Origin of the sequence: Streptomyces sp. NPDC049887, from assembly GCF_040656535.1 — a bacterium.
Taxonomy (GTDB): domain Bacteria; phylum Actinomycetota; class Actinomycetes; order Streptomycetales; family Streptomycetaceae; genus Streptomyces.
In genome coordinates this window covers 149,996-171,333 of sequence record NZ_JBFAMM010000016.1, presented here as the reverse complement: position 1 = coordinate 171,333, position 21,338 = coordinate 149,996, and the positions used below count along the sequence as shown (strand labels likewise).

Annotated in this window: 11 protein-coding genes and 1 pseudogene; 3 read left to right on the top strand and 9 right to left on the bottom strand. The window is 74.8% G+C overall.

Annotation, left to right across the window (positions count from 1 at the left end; all coding sequences use genetic code 11):
• Positions 1-520 (bottom strand): annotated as a pseudogene (locus AB0J10_RS20840) (non-ribosomal peptide synthetase); the annotation flags it as partial.
• A gap of 774 nt (positions 521-1,294) precedes the next feature.
• Here AB0J10_RS20840 and sbnA point away from each other — a divergent pair.
• On the top strand, positions 1,295-2,278 hold the full coding sequence (gene sbnA, locus AB0J10_RS20835) for a 2,3-diaminopropionate biosynthesis protein SbnA (RefSeq protein WP_363063649.1): 984 nt from the start codon (positions 1,295-1,297) through the stop codon (positions 2,276-2,278).
• A gap of 123 nt (positions 2,279-2,401) precedes the next feature.
• Here the strand turns inward: sbnA and AB0J10_RS20830 are convergent, their stop codons facing one another.
• Together AB0J10_RS20830 and AB0J10_RS20825 are read right to left on the bottom strand one after the other, a co-directional pair.
• Positions 2,402-2,764 carry a DUF4180 domain-containing protein gene (locus AB0J10_RS20830; protein ID WP_363063647.1) on the bottom strand — a complete coding sequence of 121 codons (363 nt, stop codon included), beginning with the start codon at positions 2,762-2,764 and terminating at the stop codon, positions 2,402-2,404.
• 133 nt (positions 2,765-2,897) lie between these two features.
• Positions 2,898-3,326, bottom strand: coding sequence for a TIGR03668 family PPOX class F420-dependent oxidoreductase (locus AB0J10_RS20825; protein ID WP_363063645.1), 429 nt, complete (start codon positions 3,324-3,326; stop codon positions 2,898-2,900).
• A gap of 898 nt (positions 3,327-4,224) precedes the next feature.
• Here AB0J10_RS20825 and AB0J10_RS20820 point away from each other — a divergent pair.
• Positions 4,225-6,339, top strand: coding sequence for a SpoIIE family protein phosphatase (locus AB0J10_RS20820; RefSeq protein WP_363063665.1), 2,115 nt, complete (start codon positions 4,225-4,227; stop codon positions 6,337-6,339).
• Positions 6,340-6,522: 183 nt separating this feature from the next.
• On the opposite strand, the gene AB0J10_RS20815 is transcribed toward AB0J10_RS20820, so the two are convergent.
• The 6 genes from AB0J10_RS20815 to AB0J10_RS20790 form a co-directional block, all read right to left on the bottom strand.
• Positions 6,523-9,765, bottom strand: coding sequence for a condensation domain-containing protein (locus AB0J10_RS20815; protein WP_363063643.1), 3,243 nt, complete (start codon positions 9,763-9,765; stop codon positions 6,523-6,525).
• On the bottom strand, positions 9,755-11,638 hold the full coding sequence (locus tag AB0J10_RS20810; protein ID WP_363063642.1) for a non-ribosomal peptide synthetase: 1,884 nt from the start codon (positions 11,636-11,638) through the stop codon (positions 9,755-9,757). Before AB0J10_RS20810 ends, AB0J10_RS20815 begins: the two co-directional genes overlap by 11 nt.
• A gap of 1 nt (position 11,639) precedes the next feature.
• Entirely contained in the window at positions 11,640-13,616 is a 1,977-nt protein-coding gene (locus AB0J10_RS20805; RefSeq protein WP_363063641.1) for a non-ribosomal peptide synthetase, read from the bottom strand.
• The gene (locus AB0J10_RS20800; RefSeq protein ID WP_363063639.1) at positions 13,616-16,753 is read right to left on the bottom strand and encodes an amino acid adenylation domain-containing protein; all 3,138 of its coding nucleotides are present in this window, start codon (positions 16,751-16,753) and stop codon (positions 13,616-13,618) included. The genes AB0J10_RS20805 and AB0J10_RS20800 overlap by 1 nt, the downstream gene beginning before the upstream one ends.
• 393 nt (positions 16,754-17,146) lie before the next feature.
• Complete coding sequence (locus tag AB0J10_RS20795) at positions 17,147-18,442, bottom strand: condensation domain-containing protein (RefSeq protein WP_363063637.1); 1,296 nt, start codon at positions 18,440-18,442, stop codon at positions 17,147-17,149.
• A gap of 154 nt (positions 18,443-18,596) precedes the next feature.
• Positions 18,597-19,997 (bottom strand): MFS transporter, encoded by a 1,401-nt coding sequence (locus tag AB0J10_RS20790; protein WP_363063635.1) that lies wholly within the window; start codon positions 19,995-19,997, stop codon positions 18,597-18,599.
• A gap of 338 nt (positions 19,998-20,335) precedes the next feature.
• Between AB0J10_RS20790 and AB0J10_RS20785 the strand changes: the two genes are divergently transcribed.
• On the top strand, positions 20,336-21,043 hold the full coding sequence (locus AB0J10_RS20785; protein WP_363063633.1) for an AAA family ATPase: 708 nt from the start codon (positions 20,336-20,338) through the stop codon (positions 21,041-21,043).
• The last annotated feature ends 295 nt before the right edge of the window (positions 21,044-21,338 follow it).

Sequence of the window (21,338 nt, the reverse complement as noted above, 5' to 3'; positions counted from 1 at the left end):
CCACGTCCCCGCCCACCCCCTCCACCACCGACACACGCAGCACCCTCCCGCCACCCACGTCCCCACCGACCCCGTGGGGATCGAACTCGGCCTCGGTGACCGGCCCCGCGATCGCCATCCGACGGCGCAGGTCCTCGACGGGGAAGTCCCGGTACTCGACGATCCGCGTCACGGCGTCATGGGTGTCCCGGACGAGGGCCCGCCACGAGGGGACGTCGGTGGCCACCCGGTGCGGCAGGGCCGGAGCACCCGGGGCGGGAACGAAGCCGGTGACGGCCTCGTCCTCGCCCGACAGCACCGCAAGCACGTAAGCGTGGGCCGCGAGCACCAGTGAGGTGACCGGGACCCCGAGCTCCTCGGCCAGTCGCCGCAGGCCCTGTGCCACCTCGTCCGGGACCCGGGCCATGTGCTCCGCGCTCCCCGGCGCCGGTTCGGTCGTCCACCTCGGGATCGTGGTCAGTCCTCCGGCGCCGAGCACCTCGCACCAGAACTCCCGGCCCGTGTCCGCATGCATGTCCATCGTTTCTTTCCTCGGTTGCTCTGGTGGTGTGTGGGGTGAAGTCGCGGTGCCGGTGGGCCGTCGGTGGGCGTGTTCCGGGCCGCGGTGTGGTGGATGGTGGCGTTGTGTCACGGCCTTGTGGTGGAGGGCCCCGTGGTCCCGTACTTCCCGGGCCGGGTTGCCACCCCACCGTGCGTTAGGGGGAACTTCGCGGCCGAGGGGCGCACGGTCCCGTTGCCTGCCTCCTTCGGAGGCTGTCCCTGGCGGGCCGGCCCAAGGGCCGTGCCCGTGCCCGACAGGGGCCGCTCGGGAAGGACGGGGTCATGGGCCTCGTCCTGCTCACGGAACCGCGAACACATCGGTCGCTCACCTGCCATCCGCACGGTTGCACTGTCTTTTCCCTTGGAATCGTCCGCCCCGGGGCGGCTCTTACCGGGCCGCCCCGACAGCGGATCCCGTATGCGGGTTCCGCCGGAGCCGAACGCAATCCAGTAGGCCCTGCCGGGGCCGGTTCCGTCCTGCTACGGAAATTCGCCACTTGACACGGAAGGCGTACCCCGACAGGAGCCACGACCGCATTCCCGCCGCCTGCCCGCGATCCCATCCGGTTGCCCGATCATGGCTCTGACCTGCAAAGGCAGTGGAATCGCACGGACATGCACACGATGCTTCGATGTCAAGCCCCGAATTCCGGTGGCATGACGGGGGGCTTCCCGTCGGGCGTACTGGAGGAGCGTTCGGGCGCCACCCGAACGGCTTTCGTCCCCGATTCCCACGCCCTGACAGGAGGCCGCCGTGCCTGTCATATCCGCCCCGCAGGACTTCAACGAAGACAATCTCTACGTCGACCTCGAGTCGTTTTCCGGGCACCCGCTGTTCCTGAAATGCGAGGGGTTCAACTTCGCCGGCTCGATCAAGCTCAAGGCCGCCACCGAGATGGTCGAGGCCGCCGAGCGCGACGGCCTGCTGGGACCGGGCTCGGTCCTGATCGAGTCCTCGTCGGGCAACCTGGGCGTGGCACTGAGCATGATCGCCGCCAGCAGGGGCTACCGGTTCCTGTGTGTGACGGACTCACGCTGCAATCTGTCCACCCGACTGCTGATGGAGGCCCTGGGCGCCGAGGTGCACGTCGTCACCGAGCCCGGCGAGGGCGGATTCCTCGGGGCTCGCATCGACCATGTGCGGGCTCTGTGCGCGTCCGACGACCGCTACGTATGGCTGAACCAGTACACGAACCCGAACAACGGCATGGCCCACTACCGCAGGACCGCTCCGGCCATCGCCCGGCAGTTCCCCGACCTGGACGTGCTGTTCGTCGGTGCCGGGACGACCGGAACGCTGATGGGCTGCGCACGCTACTTCCGCGAGTGGCACCGCCCCGTGCGGATCGTGGCCGTGGACAGCTCCGGCTCGGTCACCTTCGGTGACACCCCGGGCCGGCGGATGATCCCCGGTCTCGGCACCAGCGTCCGTCCGCCACTGCTGGACACCTCGTACGTGGACGAGGTCGTCCACGTCCCGGAGGCCGACACCATCCGGGCGTGTCATCAGCTGGCGAGGCGCGGATTCCTCTTCGGCGGCTCGACCGGAACGGTCGTCAGCGGCGCGACGAGCTGGCTCGCCGCGCACGGCGACGAGAACCCGACCGCGGTGGCCATCGCACCGGACCTGGGGGAGCGCTACCTGGAAACGATCTACCAGACCAACTGGGTCCACGACCTCTACGGCGAGCACGTACTCGCCCCGCCGGCCGCGGTGGCCCCCTCCCCCACGGGCTGACCCCCCGGCGCGAGCCACGGGCGCGCGCCGCCGCGCCGGTCCGGCGCGACCGCGTGACGGCCGCCCACCGGCCGCCGAGCGGCAGACGGCAGACGGCAGACGGCAGACGGCAGACGGCAGCTCCTAGCCTTTGAGTCGCTCCCGCAGTTCCCCACCGTCGGCGACGAACCAGGTCTGACGGCCACGGTTGCATTCACGGACGAAGTCCCGGAGGGCGGGGGCGGCTTCCGTGCGGACCGAGATGTCGCCCACGATCGCCAGGCCCAGCCGGTAGTTGACGAACTTCTGCACGATGTCACCGGCGACGCGGGTGCGGAGCACGAAGAACGACTCGTCGAACCGCTCGGCGGGCACGGCGACCCACCGAGCGCCCTGGTACATCGCATCACCGATGAGGTCCAGGGCGTCGGCTTCGCCGGCGATGGGCTTCCCCTCCGCCGCGCAGAGCATCACCGGGACGTCGTGGATCCTCTCCAGGGTGGTCATGCCGACACAAGCTAGCTCCCACGGCGGTCGGGGGTCGACCGCATTACCGGCCGTACCGGCAGCGGGCCCAGGGCCGACCGGCGTGGTCGCCCGCACCCCGGCCGGCTGCCTCGACGCCGGCCCCGCCCCGCCCTCACGATGCACGCCAGCCGCTCCAGCGCACGATGTCGACCAGAACCACGGGGCCCGCGGGAGGCCGGCCGGAGTACTGCCCGTACTTCGCCGTCAGCAATGCGATACAGCGTGCGGCCTCGGGGGACCGGCCCGCCCCGGGGAGCACATGTGCCTCCCCGTCCGCGCGGACCCACCACAACCGGTCCCAGTCCTCCTCGTAGTGGTCGGCGAGCAGACAGACGGCCGGTGCGGCCTCGATGTGGGCCAGGCGCCTGAGCCGCGTCGTGTTCTTCGGCTTGTGGTCCACGGCCGTCATCACCGTGTCGCCCTCCAGGACGAACACGACGGGGACCAGATGCGGACGGCCCGCAGTGCCGACCGTGGCGAGCCGGGCCACCCGGGCCGCCGCGAACCGCTCCCGCGCCTCGGCGCTCGTCAGGGCAGGCATCGCGCCCCGTCTCCGCGGAACCCGAACGGCTCGGACGCGCGCTCCCCGCATACCGTGCCCGGCGGTGCCGTGCGCATCCCCCGGTCGGTGCCGAAGGTCCTCGGGACCGCGAATTCCACAACCGCTCCTCGGGGTCGGGTACGGAGTCGGCGGGTCGTGGCGCGCCCGCGGCGGGCGTCCGGGCAGGTCGTGTCTCCCGTGCCCCATTCTCCCAGGTGGCGGGGAGGTGGCTCGCGATCCGCGGAGCGGACCGGGGCCGGGCCGGGCCGGGGACACGGGTCGATGCGTTCCGACGCCAGCGCCGGAGGTCACCGCCTCCGGGCGGGGCGCGGCAAGTGGGCGTACGGCCTCGCCGGGGCCGCAGGGCCCGGCGCCCCACGAAGCCAGTACGGGGTACGGGGGGTCACGACGGCCGGGGCAGGGGGCGCTGGTGAGGGCCCCGGGAAGGCCGCCGGGCCATCTGCCCGGCCGCGCCGGGGCCGCCGGGCCGTCCGTGAAGGCCGGGCGGCCCGCACGTCGCCCGGTGCCCGACCGGGGATCACTGCGTGCCGTGCTGTCGTGACCCCGTGCGCACGGCCGCGGGCCGCCCCGGGGTGCGTGCCGGCTGCCCGGGTGTCCTCGGCAGCGGGCGGGCATATGGTCCGCATATGGGCGATGCTCGGTGGAAGCGCCGCACACGGCCGCACACGGCCGCCGGCGTCGCGCATCCGCGCACCGCAGGGAGCTGCGGCCACCATCGGTGCCGGGAGACCCACGGCCCGTACGGCTGCGGGCACCGATGCCCTCCGGCCCCTGACGGAGGCCGGCGTGGGCGAGCCGTGGACGTGGCCGCGCACGGGGTTCGACACGCGGACCACCGCCGGGTGACCGGGGAGTTCGGATGAGCGGGGCGTATCGGATGAGCGGCAGGCCCGCCGGTCCGCGTGCCGCGGTGGGCCCGGGCCGGGACGTGGAAGCCGCGTTGGTGGACGTGGTGCGGGACTCCCGCGCCTCCGCCGCGATGCTGTACGTCCTCGAGACCGGCGCTGACGCCCTGTGGCTGGCGGTCCTGACGGGCGTTCCCCGCCACATCGCCGCCCCGTGGATCCGGGTGGCGCTGACGGATCCGCTTCCCGTGGCGGATGCCGTGCGGGAAGGACGGCTGGTGTGGGTGGGCGGCACGGAGGAATTCGCGCGGCGGTACCCGAGGCCGTCCCTCGTGCTGCCCTACGACTTCGTGCTTGCGGCCGCGCCGGTGGCCGACGGCGGCGCCCTTCAGGGCGGGCTGGTGCTGCTGTGGCCGGGATCGCACTCCGCCCGGCTCGGCTCCGACGAGCGGGCGCTCGTCAAGACCGCCTGCGGCCGACTCGGTCGCGCCCTGCGGGCGGCCGCGGAGGCCGGCGAACTGGTGCCCTGCAAACGTCCCCGCACCATCGCCCCGGAACCGGACCGCGAGCTGGGACCGCCCGAGGCGCTGGCCGCGTTCGTCGAGCGACTGCCGGGCGGGTCCTGTGCCCTGGACCTGAACGGCCGGATCTCCTTCATCACCCGTGAGGCAGCGGCCCTCGTCGGCGCCGACCCGGCGGACCTGCTCGGCGCACTGCCGTGGGAGGCGCTGCCGTGGACGGACGTGCCCGAGGTCGAGGACCGCTACCGAGCGGCCCTGGTCAGCAAGATGCCGACCTCGTTCACCGCGCTTCGCCCGCCGGACACCCGGCTCACCTTCGAGCTGTACCCGGACGCCTCCGGCATCAGCGTCCGCATCACTCCCTGCGGCCCCGGCCCGAAAGTGCCCGAGCCGGGGGCCGCGCCGCCCGCAGGACCGAGCCGCGCCACCGTGCTGTACCACCTGATGCATCTGGCCGCCACACTCACCGAGGCCGCCGGCGTCAAGGACGTCGTCGCGCAGAGCGCGGACCAGCTCATGCCGGCACTCGGGGCGCAGGCGATGGCCCTGCTGGCCGCCGAGGACGGGCGGTTGAGGGTCCTCGGCCACCGCGGCTACAGCGACGCGCTCATCGAGCGTTTCGACGACATCCCCCTGACGCCGGACACTCCGGCCGCCCGCGCCATGCTCACCGGCGAGGCGGGATTCTTCGGCGACTTCGCCGAGCTCAGGCGCGCCCATCCGCAGGCCGTCCACCGGGACGGCATGGAGTCCTGGGCGGTCCTGCCGCTGATCGCGTCCGGACGGCCGATCGGGTCGCTGGTGCTGGCGTACGACCGGCACAAGCGGTTCCCGGCCACCGAGCGGGCCGTCCTCACCTCGCTCGCCGGGCTGATCGGCCAGGCCCTGGAACGCGCCCGGCTGTACGACACCCAACACGACGTCGCCCGTCGTCTCCAGGCCGCGCTGCTGCCCCACAGCCTCCCCCGTGTGCCGGGACTCGACGTGACCGCGCGGTACCTGCCCGCGGGACGGGGCCTCGATGTCGGCGGCGACTTCTACGACCTGATCCGGCTGGACGACACCACCGCCGCGGCGGCCATCGGCGACGTCCAGGGGCACAACATCGACGCCGCCGCGCTGATGGGCCAGGTCCGCACCGCCGTGCACGCCCATGCCACCGCCGGCGCCCCTCCCGACGACGTCCTCCGCCGCACGAACCGTCTGCTGATCGACCTCGACAGCGATCTGTTCACCAGCTGTCTCTACACCCATGTGGACATGGCCCGGCGGGAGCTCTGCATGGCCACCGCCGGGCACACGCGGCCCCTGTTGCGGCATGCCGACGGCCGCACCGACGTGCTGACCGTGCCACCGGGCCTGCTCCTCGGCATCGACCCGGAGGCCGACTACCCGACACTGGGCTTTCCCCTGCCACCCGGGTGCGTGCTGCTCCTCTACACCGACGGCCTCGTCGAGGAGCCGGGGGTGGATCCGGACGACGCGCTCGACTCGCTCGGCGACCTGCTCCGGAGCGCCGATCCCGCCGACCTGGACGCCCTGGCGGACACGCTCGTCCAGCACGTGCCCAACCCCGTCGACGACATCGCCCTGCTGCTCATGCGCTTCCGCACGACCGGCGGATGACCCTCGCGTCCGCATGCCGCCACGCGTCCCGGCCGACCGTGGCGTCCGGCCCGGCCGGTGTCGGCGGACGGTCCCCGGGACGGGCACTCGCCGACGGGGCGGGCGGGTCCACGCGACGGCGGCGCCCGGCGGCCCTCACGGACCCCGGGCACCGCCGTCCCGGCCGTCGTCGCCGCCGCGACCTCAGCCGTCGCCGCCGGGCATGCCGCCGACCATCTCCGCCAGCACCGTCCTGCGGTCCTCACCCGGCCGAGCCCGGAGGGGTGCGGCCAGGCGGGCGCTGTCGTAGTGCCAGTGGTGGTCGAGATCACGGGGCGTCGTCCCGTCGCTCTCGACGAACTCGCCTCGGGTTCCCAGCAGTTCGGTGAGATCCCCGGCCAGGTCCCGCCAGGAGACGTGTCCGCTGCAGGCGTTGGCGACGCCGTGCACGGGCCGGTCGAGGCAGTCTGCCACCGCCCGGGCCAGTGCGGCGGCGTGCACCCAGGCGACGCCGTACCAGGGACGACCGCAGGCGCCCGGGCGGGGCAGCTCGATCGGTCCGCCTTCGCGGGCGGCCTGGTAGAGGCGGCCGGTGGCGCCCCAGCGAAGCTGATCGCGGAGCCTGTCGTGCGCGCCCCAGACGATCGGTGAGCGCACGGCGCTGGCTCCCCCGCGTCCCCCGGTCCCGGCCGCCCTCAGCAGCATCGTCTCGCAGTCGAGCTTGGCCCTCCCGTACGGGCTCAGCGGCTCGTACGACGGAGACTCCTCGGCGACATGGTCCCCCTCCGGGTGGCCGTAGGCGTCGACGCTGCTGACGAAGACGAACGGACCGCGCCGCCAGGCCGCCGTCATGGCCGCCATGGCCGCCAGGTCGACCTCTGGACGGGTGAAGGTGCAGGCCGCGTGGACGACCGCGTCCGCGCCCGCGACGGCGTCCCGCAACCCTTCCGGATCGCCGAGGTCGCCCTCCACGACGTCGACGCCCTCCGCGGCGACCAGATGGGCCGACTCGGGCCGGGCCAGGGCCAGCACGGGCCGCCCTCGGGCGACCAGTTCACGCAGGACGAAGGTGCCCACGCCACCGGTCGCCCCGGTCACCAGCACCGTGCCGGCACGGGTGGCGCGCGGCCGGCCCTGCCCGGACGCGGTCTTCGCGGCCTTCGCGGCCTTGTCGGCAGTCGCGGCGGCCTGCTCGGTCGCCCGGCCGTCGAGCAGGGCGGTGAGCGCCCGCGGTGTCCGCGCCTGGAGCACGTCCAGTCCCGTGAGCGGCAGCTTGAGGGCGGTGCGCAGCCGCTCGGCGAGCTGCACCGCGACCAGGGAGTGGCCGCCGAGGGCGAAGAAGTCGTCGTCCGGGGACGGTACGAGACCCAGCAGCGCGGTGAAGCCCTCGGTGACGGCCAGGGCGCGCGGACCCGTCGGGGCGTCCGGCACGGGGAGACCGGGCAGCCGGGTCCGGTCGACCGTGCCGTCGGCCGCGCGCGGCAGCACGTCGAGCAGGGTGACGGCGGCGGGCACGGACTCGGGGGCGAGCGTTCGCCGGAGCAGGCCCATCAGGTCGTCGCGTGCGGGACCGACGCCGTCGCGCAGTACGGCGAAGGCCAGTGCCGGTCCCTGGGCGGGGTGGACCACCGCGGCGTCGGCGACTCGCGGGTGGGCGCGCAGGGTGCGTGCGGCCGGGTGCTCACGGGGGACGTCGGGGCCGGCCCCGGATTCCGCGGTGCCGGCCTCGCGGACGGACGCCTCGTCCCGCGGGCTCGCGGCGGCCGGTGCGTCGTGCCCGCTGACGGAGGCCGGCGGACCGTCCGCGGCCTCGGCGGCCGATGCGTCGCCGGGCGTGGCCGGTCCGACGGGCGGTGCGTCACCGGGCGTGGCCGGACCGGACCCGGCGACAGTGGCGGAGCCCGGAGCCGTGTCGGGAGCCGGGAGCCCGCCCAGCGGAAGGCTCGGGTCGGAGGCCGCCGTGTCGAGCAGCGCCGCGTAGTGCCGGGCGGTCGCCTCGGCCACGGCGTCGTCCAGCGCGGTCCGGTCGTACTGGACGAGCGCCACCGGCTCCGCCGGGTCGCCCAGCCCCAGCCCGAAGGACAGGTCGAACTTCGCCCCGGTGGCCACCACGTCGACGTACTCCGCCGACGTGCCGGGCAGCCGCAGCACCGTGGGCTCACCGAGGACGTCCGAGGTGACACGGACGAGCGCGGTTCCGTCGACGCCGCGCGCACCGGAGCCGAGGCGTTCGAGGACGAGGTCGAACGGGATGTGCCGGTGGCGCTGGGCCTCCAGGAGCGCGTCGCGCACCCGGTCCAGCAGCTCGGCGAAGGAGGGGTCGCCGGAGGTGTCGACCCGTACGGGCAGGGTGTTGACGCACAGTCCGACGAGGCCGCGCATGGCGGTTCCGCGACGGTGGGTGCCGGCCACGCCGATGACGAGGTCGTCGTCGCCGGTGAGCCGGTGCAGGGCGGCGAAGGCCGCGGTGAGCGCCACCGTGAAGAGCGTGGCGCGCCGCTCGGCGCCCAGTGCGCGCAGGGCGTCGGGCAGTCGTGGGGCGAGCGGCACGGTGCGGACGGCCGCCCGCCGCACGGCGCCGTCCCGAGCGGGCGCCGGGCGGGGAAGCCGGGGCGGGGCGGCCTCGGCCAGCAGCCCGCTCCAGCGGCGCAGCTCTTCCTCGAGGCCCGGGGTCGTGGCCTGCTCGCGGCGCGCGTGGTCGGCGTACTGCGGTGGATCGGCGAGGCCGTGCCCGCCGGTTCCGTCGACGGCCGCGGTGTAGAGGGCGGCGAGCTCAGCCGCGACCGTCTCCAGTGCCCCGCCGTCGACGGCGATGTGATGGAACGTCAGCAGGACGGTGTGGTCCTGCTCCCCGTGGCGCAGGACCAGCGCACGTACCGCCTCCCCGGCCGCGAGGTCGAACGGACGGGCGACTTCCCGCTGCAGAGCCTGCCGGGCCTCCGCCACGGTGCTGCCGGCCACGGGCACGGGCACGGCCTCCGGGGCCGGGAGCACTTCCTGGTACGGCTCGCCGTCGTGCTGGAGGTAGCGGGTGCGCAGGATCCCGTGCCGGCGCACCAGCCCGGTCAGCGCGGTGCCGAGCGCGGCCGGGTCGAACGGACCGCGCACCCGGGTGGCGAACGGCACGTGGTAGGAGTCGCCCGAGCCGCCGAGCCGTTCCATCAGCCACATGCGGCGCTGGGCGCGGGAGAGCGGGGCCGGCCCGCCGTCCCCGGTCTGCGACGCGGAGCCGGCCCGCGTCGGGTCGGGCGGCGTGCCGTGGGGGCGGGCGGCGGCGTCCTGCCGTGCCTCCCCGGCCACTCCTGCGGCGGCGGTCCCTGCGCCGGTCGCCCCCGGCGCCGACGGGGCGGACGGGGCCGAGGTGCGCCGGGCGGCGCGGGCGCGGCGCAGCAGTTCCCGCTGGAGTTCCTGCCGGGCCGGCGGCACGGGTTCGGCGTCAGTGGGCATCGCTGTGCTCCGGGGTCTCGGGGTGGAGGTCGCCGTGCGCGGCCAGCAGGGCGCGCTCGACCAGGGCGGCCTGGCCGGCGACGGTCGGGGCGGTGAAGAAGTCGGCGAGGGCGATCTCCACGCCGAGTTCCTCACGCAGGTCGTCGGTGACGGCGAGAGCGAGCAGCGAATGGCCGCCGAGCGCGAGGAAGTCGGCGTCGGCACGGGTGACCTCGCTGCCGAGCGCCCGGCCCCACACGTCGGCGACGGCCCGCTCCAGGGGTGTCAGCGGGTCCGCGGGCGTATCGGGCGCACCGTTCCCGCCCGTACCGGAGAGTCCGCCGAGCGCGTGCCGGTCGACCTTGCCGGACGGTGTGAGCGGCAGCCGCTCCACCACGGTGACCGCGTCGGGCACCAGATGGGCGGGCAGGACGTCGGCGAGCCGGTCGCGGAGCGCCGCGGGCCGGGGCACCGGGCCGGGCGCGGGTACGACGAAGGCGACGAGGCGCGCCTCGGGGGTGCCCGCCCGGTCGACGGTGACGGCGGCGTCGTCGACGTCGGGCCGCTCGCGCAGGGCGTGTTCGACCTCGCCGGGTTCGATGCGGAATCCGCGGACCTTCACCTGGTCGTCGTTGCGCCCGTGGAAGTCGAGCGTGCCGTCGGGGCGGCGGGAGACGATGTCCCCGGTGCGGTAGAGCCGTCCGGTGCCGGGGTGGTCGACGAACCGCTCGGCGGTGAGCGCGGGCAGTCCGGTGTAGCCGTGGGCCAGCCTGCTGCCGCCGATCCACAGTTCTCCCCGGTCCCCGTCCGCGACCGGGCGGCCGTCCGTGTCCAGGACGTGCACGGTCGCGCCTGCGACCGGCCGGCCTATCGGTACCGGTCCGTCGCAGTCGGCCCGGGTGACCCGGTGGGCGGTGGCGAAGGTGGTCGTCTCGGTGGGTCCGTAACCGTTGACCAGCTCCAGCCAAGGAAACGCGGTCAGCACCTCGCGAGCCTGGGCGGCGGCCAGGGCCTCACCGCCCACGACGACCGAGCGGAGCTGGTCGAAGACGCGGGACCGGCGTGCGGCGAGCTGGTGGAAGAGGGCGGTGGTGAAGAACGCCACCGTCACACCGTGGCGTTCGACGTGCCGGGCCAGGTCCTCCAGGGTGGGGCGCTCCACGGTGCACACGACGACCGCGGCGCCGTTGGCCAGGGCCGCCCACACCTCGAACGTCGAGGCGTCGAACGTCATCGGCGAGTGGAAGAGGACGCGGTCCCGCGCGGTGACGGTGACGTACTCCGGTGCGGTGACCAGCTCGGCGATGGCGCCGTGCGGGACGGCGACGCCCTTGGGGCGTCCGGTGGAACCGGATGTGAACATGATGAACGCCGGGCTGTCCGGGTCGACTTCCTCCGGGAGGCCGGTGCTGGTCAGCGGTTCCTCCGGCAGGGCGAACACGGGGCCGGCGGCCACGGACGCGTCCAGCAGTTTGGCGTCGCCGACGGTGAGCGTCACCTCCGCGTCGGCCGTCATCGCCTCGGTGCGCGGCCGGGGCTGGGCCGGGTCGAGCGGCACGCAGACGGCTCCGGCCCACCACAGCGCGAGCTGCGCCACGATCGTACGGGCGGAGCGGGTGGTGAGCAGGCCGACCCGGTCGCCGCGGGTCACTCCGTGGGCGCGCAGGCGTGCGGCGAGCGCACGACCGGCCGCGACCAGCCGGCCGTAGGTGAGGGTGGTGTCGCCGTCGACCACGGCCAGGGCGTGCGGGTCGAGTTCGGCGTGCCGGGCGACGAGCGCGGGCAGGCCGGTCCGTGGCCCGGACGGCCGGGCTCCGGGGCCGGCCGGGGCGGCGGGCGGCCGCGCGGGCACGTCCGTCGTGGTGTCGAGGGGCTGCGGAATGCTGTGTGACATCTCAGGCTCCTGCCGGCCGAGTGGTCCGGCGCTCGTCGAGGAGGGCGGCAAAGGCGCGCAGGTCCGGGCTGCGCAGCAGTTCGGGAGCGCGCAGGCGGACGCCCGTCTCGCGCTCGACCGCCGCCAGCAGCCGGGCGGCGACGACGGAGGTGCCGCCCGCGTCGGTGAAGTTGTCGCCGAGGGAGGTCCCGGGCCGGCCGAGGAGGTCCCGTACGGTCGAGAGGACGAGCCGTTCGGCGGGTGTCGTCGCACCTGCGTCGTCGGAGGGGGGCGCGGAGCCGCCGGATGCGGAGGTCTCCGACGCCAGCGCGGCCCGGTCCACCTTGCCGTTGGCGTCGAGGGGGTAGCCCTCGACGATGCGTACGGCGGTGGGCACGGCCTGTTCGGGAAGCCAGGCGCGGACCGCCGCAAGCAGGTCATCGGTCGCGGGCCGGGTGCCGGCGGCGGGCCTCACGTGGGCGACGAGGCGCGCGTGGCCGGACTCGTCGCGCAGCACGGTCACGACGGCGCTCCGGACGGCCGGGTCCCGCTCGAACGCGGCCTCCACCTCGGCCGGTTCGATCCGCACACCGCTGATCTTGACCTGGTCGTCGAGGCGTCCCAGGAAGTCGAGGCTGCCGTCGGCGGTCATCCGCACCCGGTCGCCGGTGCGGTAGAGACGGCCGATGCCGGGCAGCGGCGGGTCCTGCGGCGGCGCGGCGAAGCGCCGTGCGGTCAGCTCGGGGTCGAGGTAGCCGAGTGCCAGGCAGTGGCCACCGATGCGGAGTTCGCCGTCCCGCCCACGGGCGACGGGCCGGCCGTCCTCCCCCGTGACGACGACCGTGACGCCGGGCAGTGGGGTGCCGATGGGCGGCGGGGTCGCGCTGCCCGCCTGCGGATCGGTGCCGCGCATGGCGTAGGTGGTGGCGACGACGGTGGCTTCCGCGGGACCGTAGGCGTTGTGGACGGTTGCTGTGACGTCGCGGCCGGGCCGCCGGCGCATCCGGTCGCCGCCGACGACGAGGTGACGCAGCCTCAGGTCCTGGGGCCAGGGCCGGTCCAGCAGCGGTTCCACCATCGGGGTGGCCGCCACGGACACGGTGACGGCGGCGTCGCGCCACCAGTCGGTGAGGACGCGCGAGTCCCAGCGGACGTCGTCGGGTGCGGGAACGAGGGCGGCTCCGGAGGTGAGCCCGGCCCACAGTTCCAGCAGGTGCGGGTCGAACGCGACACCGATGAGCAGGGACTGGCGGTCGCCGGGTGCGAGAGCGGTCTCGGCCCGGTACCAGTCGAGGGCGACGGACAGGGCGGGCCCGGCTACCGCGACCGCCTTGGGACGGCCGGTGGAACCGGAGGTGAGGACGGCGTACAGCGCGCCCTCGGGCGCCCGTCGAGCGCCGGCGGCCGGGGCGGCGAAGGCGGCCACGGGGGCGGCGGGGCCGTTGCTGCCCTCGGTGGGCAGCGGCAGTGCGATCAGGTCCCCGGCACGGTGGCGGGCGGGCAGGACTCCGGGGTCGCCGACGAGGCAGGCGACGTCGAGGTCCTCGGTGACGGCCTCGGTGCGTCGCTCGCCGGGGCGGGGGCCGAGCGGCAGGTAGACGGCACCGAGACGGGCGAGCGCGACGGCGGTCACGACGAGGGCCGCGGAGCGGTCCAGGCAGACGCCGACCAGGTCCCCGGGTCCCACGCGGTCGCGCAGTGCGTCGGTGACCCGCGCGGCGGCGGTGTCGAGATCCCGGTACGTCCAGGTGCGGTCGCCGTCGATCACGGCGGGGGCCTGCGGGGTGCGCCGGGCCCAGTCCTCGAAGCGGTCGAGCACGCCGGTCGGTCGGGCCGCGGGGCCGTGGGCGACGCTCAGCGGCATGCCGTCGGGGCTGTGGGGAACGGCAGCGGTGACGACGGCGGGCCCGGTACCGGCGGCCTCGGCGGCCGCGGCACCGCGGACCGTCTCGCCGACGGCGGCTTCCGTGGTGTCAGGGGTGGTCAGGGGCTGGGTCATCACGACTCCGTGGAGAGGGTGGAGGTGGCCGCGAGGGCGTCGGCCTGGTCGGCGAGCACGGGGTTGCGGAAGAGCACCCTGAGCGGCGGGCGGGTGCCCAGCCGGGGCTCCAGCCAGGCCGCGAGCTCGGCGGCGAGGAGCGAGTGGCCTCCGCTGCGGAAGAAGTGGGAACGCGCGTCGAACCGGCTGTGGCCGAGGACCTCGCGCCAGCCCTCCGCGAGCAGGGCCGTCATCGGGTCGTCCGGCACGACGGCGGGCGAGGACGTGGTCGCGGTGGGCGCCAGGGGTTCGAGTGCCGCCGCACGGCGGGCCAGCACCGTCCGGTCGGGCTTGCCGCCGGCGAGGGTCGGCATGGTGTCGAGCAGTGCCCAGCGCGCGGGGACGAGGGGAGCCGGCAGCCGGCGGCTGAGTTCGGCGTGCAGCGTCTTCTCGTCGAACGCCGCGCGGCCGCCGCCGTCCTCGAGGAAACCGACGAGCCGGGGGCCCCCAGCGGTCTCGCGGTCCAGGACCACGGCGCACGACCGGCCGCCGAGTGCGGCGGACGCCGCCGCCTCGATCTCCTCCAGCTCGATGCGGTGCCCTCGCAGCTTGATCTGGTTGTCCCGTCGGCCCAGGAAGTACAGGAGGCCGTCCAGTCCGCGGTAGCCGAGGTCTCCGGTCAGATAGACACGCTCCCCGCCGAGCGCGTCGACGGTGACGAAACGGGCGGCCGTCGCCTCCGGGTTCCCGGCGTACCCCTCGGCGAGGCCCGGCCCGGCGATGGCGAGTTCACCGACGGCACCGGGCGGCAGCGGACGGCGGTGGGCGTCGAGGACGTGGACGCGTTCGCCAGGGAGTTCGGTGCCGAGGGGGATCTCGGCACCGTCGGCGAGGGCCGCGCGGGAGATCTCGTGGACGGTGGAGCTGATGGCGGCCTCGGTGACGCCGTACGCGTTGAGGACGGTCGCCCCGGTGTCGGCGAGGACGTCGCGGAGGGCGTCCGCGGGAAGGCGCTCGCCGCCGAGGACGAGCAGCCGCGGTGCCCAGTTCCCGTCGCGCAGCGCGGGACGCAGGTCGTCCCGGGTGGCGAGGAAGTAGCTGGTGGGCAGATTGGCGACGGTGACGCGCGCGGACGCGAGCAGGTCGGCGAGCTCCGCCCCGGTGGGCACCTCGTGGTCGGGGAGGACCAGGCACGCTCCGGCGTACAGGGTCGGCAGCACCTCCTCCAGCGCCACGTCGAAGGACGGCTGGGCGAACATCAGGACCCGGTCCCCGGCGGCGAGACCGAACCGGTCCGCGACCGCCGTCACATGGTGTTCCAGCGCCGCGCGCCCGACGGCGACGGGCTTCGGGGTCCCGGTGGATCCGGAGGTGTGGATGACGTAGGTGGTGCCGGGCAGTACCGCGGCCTCGCGCGCGCGGGGGAGCACGGGTGAGTCGACCGGCGCGGCGGGCAGTCCGTCCGGCACGGCCGGGCCGCCCTCGCCGGTGAGCACCAGCGCCGGGCCGAGCCGTTCCAGGAGCAGCGCGATTCGGGCGGGCGGGTCGGAGGGGGACAGCGGGCAGTGGACGGCGCCGGTGCGCAGGCAGGCCAGCAGCGCGACGACGGAGTCGGCTCCCCTGGGCAGGACGACGGCCACCGGCTGTCCGGGGGTCACACCCGCGGCGCGCAGCCGCCGCGCGAGCGAGCCGACGCGCGCGTCGAGTTCGCCGTAGGTGAGGCGCCGTGCGCCGGACAGCAGGGCCGGCAGGGACGGGTCGTGGCCGGCCGTGGGATCGAGCGGGTCGCGGTCCGCCGGTACGGGGACGGCTTCGGCGGCCGGCTCCACGGCCGCGGGCGCCAGATCGGCCAGCGGGGTCTCCGGGGCGTCGAGGTAGGCCCGGAGCAGGTCCAGGAAGCGGCCGGCGAGCAGGCGTGCCACGTCCTCGCCGAAGAGGTCGGCGTCGTAGTCCCAGACCAGCGTCATACCGGCCGCGCCGCGGCGCGGGGTGACTCCGCGCCGGTCGTCCGGCAGCAGCACCACGTCGAGGTCGAACCGGGTGGTGCCGGTGTTGAACCCCTCGAAGAGCGTGATGTCGAGACCGGGTACGTCGATCTCGGGGAGGGGGGCGTCGTGGGCGCTGAACATGACGGAGAACAGCGGGTTGTCGGCGCCCGAGGAGTGCATGCCGAGCGCACGCGTCAGCTCCTGGACGGGCACGTCCTGGTGCGGCAGGGCGCGGATGAGGGTGTCGGTGACCTCGTCCATCGTGTCCTGCGCGGGCGCGCCGGCGTCCAGGGCGAGCGGCAGCGGGATGGTGTTGACGAACATGCCGACGGAGTTCTCGTAGCCCCGGGGCCGGTTGCCGACGGCCGTGCCGACGACCATCCGGGAGCGCCCGCTGTGCCGGCGCAGCAGTTCGGCGAAGAGCCCGAGGAGCGTGGCGAACGGGGTGAGACCGCGTGAGCGGGTGTGCTCGCGCAGCCGGTCTGCGAGGTCGGCGCCGATCGACTGCCGCAGCTGCCCGCCGTGGTGCCTGCGCCCGGCGCCGGGGCGGGCGAGGCCGGGCAGTGGCAGATCGTGGGGCTGGTCTCGGAGTGCCGTCCGCCAGAAGTCGAGGCTCTCGGGGGCGAACGCGGCCTCGGCCCGGGCGAGGACGTGGTCCGCGTACGACGGGGCGGGCGGGAGCTCCGCGGGCTCGCCGAGGACGTGGGCACGGTAGACGCCGAACAAGTCGTCGAGCAGGATCGCGAAGGAGTGCCCGTCGTGGATCAGATGGTGCTCGACGTGGATCAGGCGGTGGTGGCGCTCCGCGAGACGGACGAGTGTCCAGCGGAGCAGCGGGGCCTCGAAGGTGTCGAGGGGCGACTCGGCCTCGGCGCGCAGCAGCTCCGCGAACGCCGCCTCGGGGTCCTCCTCCCCGCTGATGTCGACCGTGCTCAGCCTCGGCCGGCATTCCCGCGCGACCCGCTGACCCGGTACCGACCCGGTGGAGGCGACGAGTTCGAGCCGCAGGCCGGGGTGGCGGTCCAGGGTGGCGGCGAGCCCGCGGCGCAGCGCCTCGGTGTCGAGCGTGCCCCAGAGGTCGAGTGCGGCGGTGAAGTTGTAGGCGCGGCTGCCCGGCTGCATCTGCTCGTGCAGCCAGACGATCTCCTGCGAGGAGGAGAGCGGAAGCATGGGCGATCCCTGAGGTCGTCGGGTCGGTTGTCCTGCGCCGGTCACGGTCGTGGCCGGCGGTGGTCGTACGGGCGCTCCGCGGGTCGCGCGGTGGCGCTTCGGACGGTGGTGCGTCGGGGTTGCGGCGTACGTCGGCGTGGGTCGGGGTGGGTCGGGGTGGTGGTGCGTCGAACGTCGGCGGTACGTCGGGGTGGTGTGCGCCGGCGTGCGGTCGCGCGGGGGGGTGCTGGGGGGCGCACGGTGACGCCGTGGCGCGGGCCGCCGTGCTGTGCCCGTGGTGTGCCGCGGGCGCGGTGGTGCCCGGCGGCCCCGGCGCCGGGCAGGTCCGAGGCGCTCCGGCTCGGTCGTGCTGGTCCCTCGCCCGGACCGCGCCGCCACGCCGTGCGGGGGATGTCAGTCCACGGCCCGCCCTGGTGGCCGAAGCGCGCCGGCGAGGGCGTCGAACGCCTCGTTCGCCGTGTCGTCGTCCAGGACCGCGCGGTCCCAGACCATCCGCACGCGGAGTTCGGCCCCCTGCGTGACGGACACCGCGAAGGGTCCACGGACCGTCCTGCCGTCGATATGGATCTCCCGCCCCTCGACACCGCCCAGCCGCAGCGGCGGGCGACGGCGGTCGTCGTCCACGGTCAGCAGACCGTCGAGGCGTCCGGTCCAGCCGGAACCGGCGGACCGTGCGGCGCTCACGACCGCGTCGAACGGCGCGTCGGCGCGGTCGAGGTCGTCCCACCAGGCGTCGGCGGTCACCTCCGGTGCCGGGCCGTGGCCGGTGGCGGCCGGGAAGACGACGGTGTTGAGGAAGCAGCCGACGACCGGCTCGGCGCCGGTGGGGCGTCCGCCCCAGGGGTAGCCGAGCGGCACGACGCCACCCGGGCCGTACAGCGCACGCGCGGCGGCGCGGCTGGCGTCGAGCAGTTCGGGGAAGGGCACGGTGCCGTCGTGCGCCGGCAGCCTGGCCTCGGCCGAGCCGCTCGGGAGCGTGCCGTCCGGTACGCGCTCCGGGCGCGGCGGCGGGGCCTGTTCGCGGACGGCACGGAGCCGGTCCGCCCAGTACGCGGCCGCCTCGGGCGTGTCCGCCCGTTCCTCCGCGGCGAGTTGCAGGAGGACGGCCTCCCGGTAGACGGAGAGTTCGGCCTCCGCCTCCTCGGGCGCGGGGTCCCCCGCGTCGGCGCTCTCGGCGTACGCGGCGCCGAGTTCCTCGACGATCCGGGCCAGCGAGCGGCCGTCGCACACGGCGTGGTCGAGGACGACGGCGAGGACGTCGTCCTCCCTGCCGCCGGCGTCGCGCACGAGGAACAGCCTCAGCGGTGGCCCGTGCGGGTCCCAGGCGGCCAGCGCACGGCGGAGCGTGTCGGCGGGCCGCTCTCCGGGAACGGCGGCGGGCCGGGTCACGGGGACCTCCGGTCCGCCGGCGACGAGCACGGGCGTTCCGCGGACCACGGCGGGGCGCGAGCGCAGGGCCGTGTGCCGTGCGGCCAGGCGGCGGGCCGACGACCGGAGGCGTTCGACGTCGACGGTGCCGGGCGGGAAGGCGAAGAACATCGGCACCACGTCGGGGCGTCCCGCCGGGTCCAGCGAACGCACCAGTACGAAGCGGCGCTGTGCCCCGGTGACGGGCAGCAGGGCTTCGGCCCGGTCGCCTGCGGTGAGGTGCCGGTAGCGGGCCAGGTACTGGCTCGTGATGCTGAGCACGTGATCCTCTCTGTCGTCACCGCGGTTGCGCGGTAGGGGCGATGGGGGCGCGCGATGCGGGCCGGCACCGGCGGGGTCCGGACGCGCGACGGGGGCGCGGTCCGCGAGCCGGGGCCGGGACGGGGTGGTCCCGGCCGCGGCTGCTGACGGTGGGTCAGTGGGCGGACGTGGGAAGGGGCCGCTCGTCGCCGTCCGCGCTTCGGCTGTCCCCCGGTCTCCCGCACCCCGGTCCGCCGTCGTGCGGTGCCCCGTGCGGGACGCCGTTCGGGGCACCGCACGACGCCTCCTGCGCACCGTCGTCGAGGAGGCCGTCGGGCCCGGGCAGGTCGCGCATCCGGCGCAGCGGGGAGAGCAGCAGCGGCAGCGGTACGGCGAGGAAGCCGAGGGCGCAGCACGCGAGCGCCGTACGGGCGCCGAAGGACTCGGCGATCGCGCCGCCGAGGAGGGCGCCGATCGGCAGGGTGCCCCACATCAGGAAGCGCAGGGTGGCGTTCATCCGGCCGAGCAGCCTGGGCGGGCACAGCGCCTGGCGGAAACTGACCTGGGCGACGTTGTAGACGACGGCACCGAAGGAGACGGCGGCGGATCCGGTGGCGAAGAGCACCGCCCCGGGGACGCCGGGGCCGGACAGGGGCCACAGCACGGCGAACGGTCCGGTCGCGAGGGCGGAGAGGCGGATCAGACGTGCCTGGCCCAGCCGCGCGGCGAGACGCGCGGCGCACAGGGCGCCGAGGAGTCCTCCGGCGGCCGACGCGGACAGGACCAGTCCGAGCGCCCCGGGCTGCAGCCCCACGGTGCGGACGAGATGGACGGTCTGCGTCGCCATGAGGACGGCGGTGCAGAGGTTGGCGAGGCCCGTGGTGACGGCGATGACGCGGAGCAGGGGATGGCGGATGACGAAGCGGACGCCCTCGCCGATGTCCTTGCGCAGGGAGCCACCGGCGTCGCGCCGGGGCCGTTCCTCGGGCCGTCCGATGCCGATGAGGAACAGGGCGGAGAGCGCGTAGCCTGCGGCGTCGGCGATGACCGCGAGGTGTGCTCCGACCAACTGGACCAGTCCGCCGCCGATGCCGGGACCGGTCACCTGGGCCGTTGAACGGACCGTCTCGAGCGCGCCGTTGCCCGCGACGAGCTGCTCGCGGGGCAGGAGCTGGGGGAGGTAGCTCTGGTGGGCGACGTCGAAGAACACGGTCGCCACACCGACGACGAGCGCGACGGCGTAGAGCTGAACCATCGTCAGGACACCGGCCACGGCCGCCGCGGGAATGCTCGCCATCGCCGCGGCGCGCACCACGTCCGCCCGGATCATCAGGGGCCGCTTGCGCATCCGGTCGGCGAGGGCACCGGCAGGCAGCCCGATGAGCAGGAACGCCGCGGTCTCCGCTGCGGTGAGGAGACCAACCTCGAAGGCGGTGGCGTCGAGTTCGAGGACGGCCACGAGCGGCAGGGCCACCAGTGTGACGTGGGCACCGAGCTGTCCGGTGGCCGCTCCCGCGAGCAGCAGCCGGAAGTCTCGTATGCGCATCGGGCCGGCGGCTCGGGATGTGACGGACATGTGAACGACAGTCACTGAATGGCCGATCAGTAGTCAAAAGCCCACAGTCACTTTCGGTCGATTCTTTTGCCATCTTGGCGACTCCTCAGGAAAAATTTCGCCATACCCGAGGTACGTCCGCATGAACGCCTCCCTCACCCCGCCCATGCCGGACATGGGGAGCCAGGGCGGGGCGGGCGGCTCCCGGAATCCCCACCCGACGATCCGCCACATAGCGTGACGGACCAAATCCTGACCGAAAACAGCCACTCCCGATCATTGCAGGGCTGAACCGGTCATTCCGCCAGCTAGGGAACGCGAGCGACACCCGGGGACACACGCCGTGAGAGACTCGGCCCGTGATCATCGAACGCGCGTACGCAGCCGTGGGTCCGCACCGCGAGGACGCATGGCCGTGGAACGTACCGTGCGTACGTGCCCTGCTGGCGGACGGACTGCGCTTCACGGCACCGGTGACGTTCCTGGTCGGGGAGAACGGCTCGGGCAAGTCGACCCTCGTCGAAGCGCTCGCCGAGGGCTTCGGGCTCGACTCCTGGGGCGGTTCGCACGACTGGCGCTACGCCACCCATCGCCCCAAGTCCGCCCTGGGCGAGCGGATCCGCTTCGACGCCGCACCCCGGGGACGGCGGATGATGGGCAGTTGGTCGGCGCGCAGGGGATTCTTCCTGCGTGCCGAGACGGCACTGGACGCCCTGGACCGGGAGGGATTCGCACCGGACTCCGTCAGTCACGGCGAGGGGTTCCTGGCTGCCTTCCGGCACAAGTTCCTGCAGCCCGGCCTCTACGTCATGGACGAGCCGGAAGCCGCCCTGTCATTCGGCTCGTGCCTGGAACTGATCGGTCACATCGACGAGTTGGCGAGGAAGGGCGGACAGGTCGTCTGCGCCACCCACTCCCCGCTGCTGACCGCGCTCCCGGGCGCCGACATCCTTGAGGTGGGCGAGCACGGCGTGCGCCGGGCCGCATGGGACCAACTCGCCCTGGTGGACCACTGGCGCCGCTACCTCGCCGACCCGCGGTCCTATCTGCGCCACGTCCTCGGCTGAACCGCCCCTCCCGCTGCGGCCCGTCCACCTCACGCGAACGACGAGCCCCTGTCCCGCCGACGTGTGGGACAGGGGCTCCGGCGTCTTCTTCCGCCGCCGATTCCCAAACGGATGCTCAGGAGTTCCGAGGCACGGGAGGTCCGCGGCACAGGAGGTCCTCGGCACGGGCGGCCTCCGGCCGGGGTGGCGGTTCCGCGGCCCCGGCTGAAGCGCCGCCCGGACGGCACAAGCCCTGCGTCGCGGACCGGTCCCGCGGTCCGGCCGGCGGTCCGACGGGCCGCCTTCGCGCACCCGC

Excerpts from the sequence above, each read along its gene's own strand:
- AB0J10_RS20830 (WP_363063647.1), bottom strand. The coding sequence starts at position 2,764 with ATGACCACCCTGGAGAGGATCCACGACGTCCCGGTGATGCTCTGCGCG.
- AB0J10_RS20825 (WP_363063645.1), bottom strand. The coding sequence starts at position 3,326 with ATGCCTGCCCTGACGAGCGCCGAGGCGCGGGAGCGGTTCGCGGCGGCC.
- AB0J10_RS20820 (WP_363063665.1), top strand. The coding sequence starts at position 4,225 with ATGAGCGGCAGGCCCGCCGGTCCGCGTGCCGCGGTGGGCCCGGGCCGG.
- AB0J10_RS20815 (WP_363063643.1), bottom strand. The coding sequence starts at position 9,765 with ATGCCCACTGACGCCGAACCCGTGCCGCCGGCCCGGCAGGAACTCCAG.
- AB0J10_RS20810 (WP_363063642.1), bottom strand. The coding sequence starts at position 11,638 with ATGTCACACAGCATTCCGCAGCCCCTCGACACCACGACGGACGTGCCC.
- AB0J10_RS20805 (WP_363063641.1), bottom strand. The coding sequence starts at position 13,616 with ATGACCCAGCCCCTGACCACCCCTGACACCACGGAAGCCGCCGTCGGC.
- AB0J10_RS20800 (WP_363063639.1), bottom strand. The coding sequence starts at position 16,753 with ATGCTTCCGCTCTCCTCCTCGCAGGAGATCGTCTGGCTGCACGAGCAG.
- AB0J10_RS20790 (WP_363063635.1), bottom strand. The coding sequence starts at position 19,997 with ATGTCCGTCACATCCCGAGCCGCCGGCCCGATGCGCATACGAGACTTC.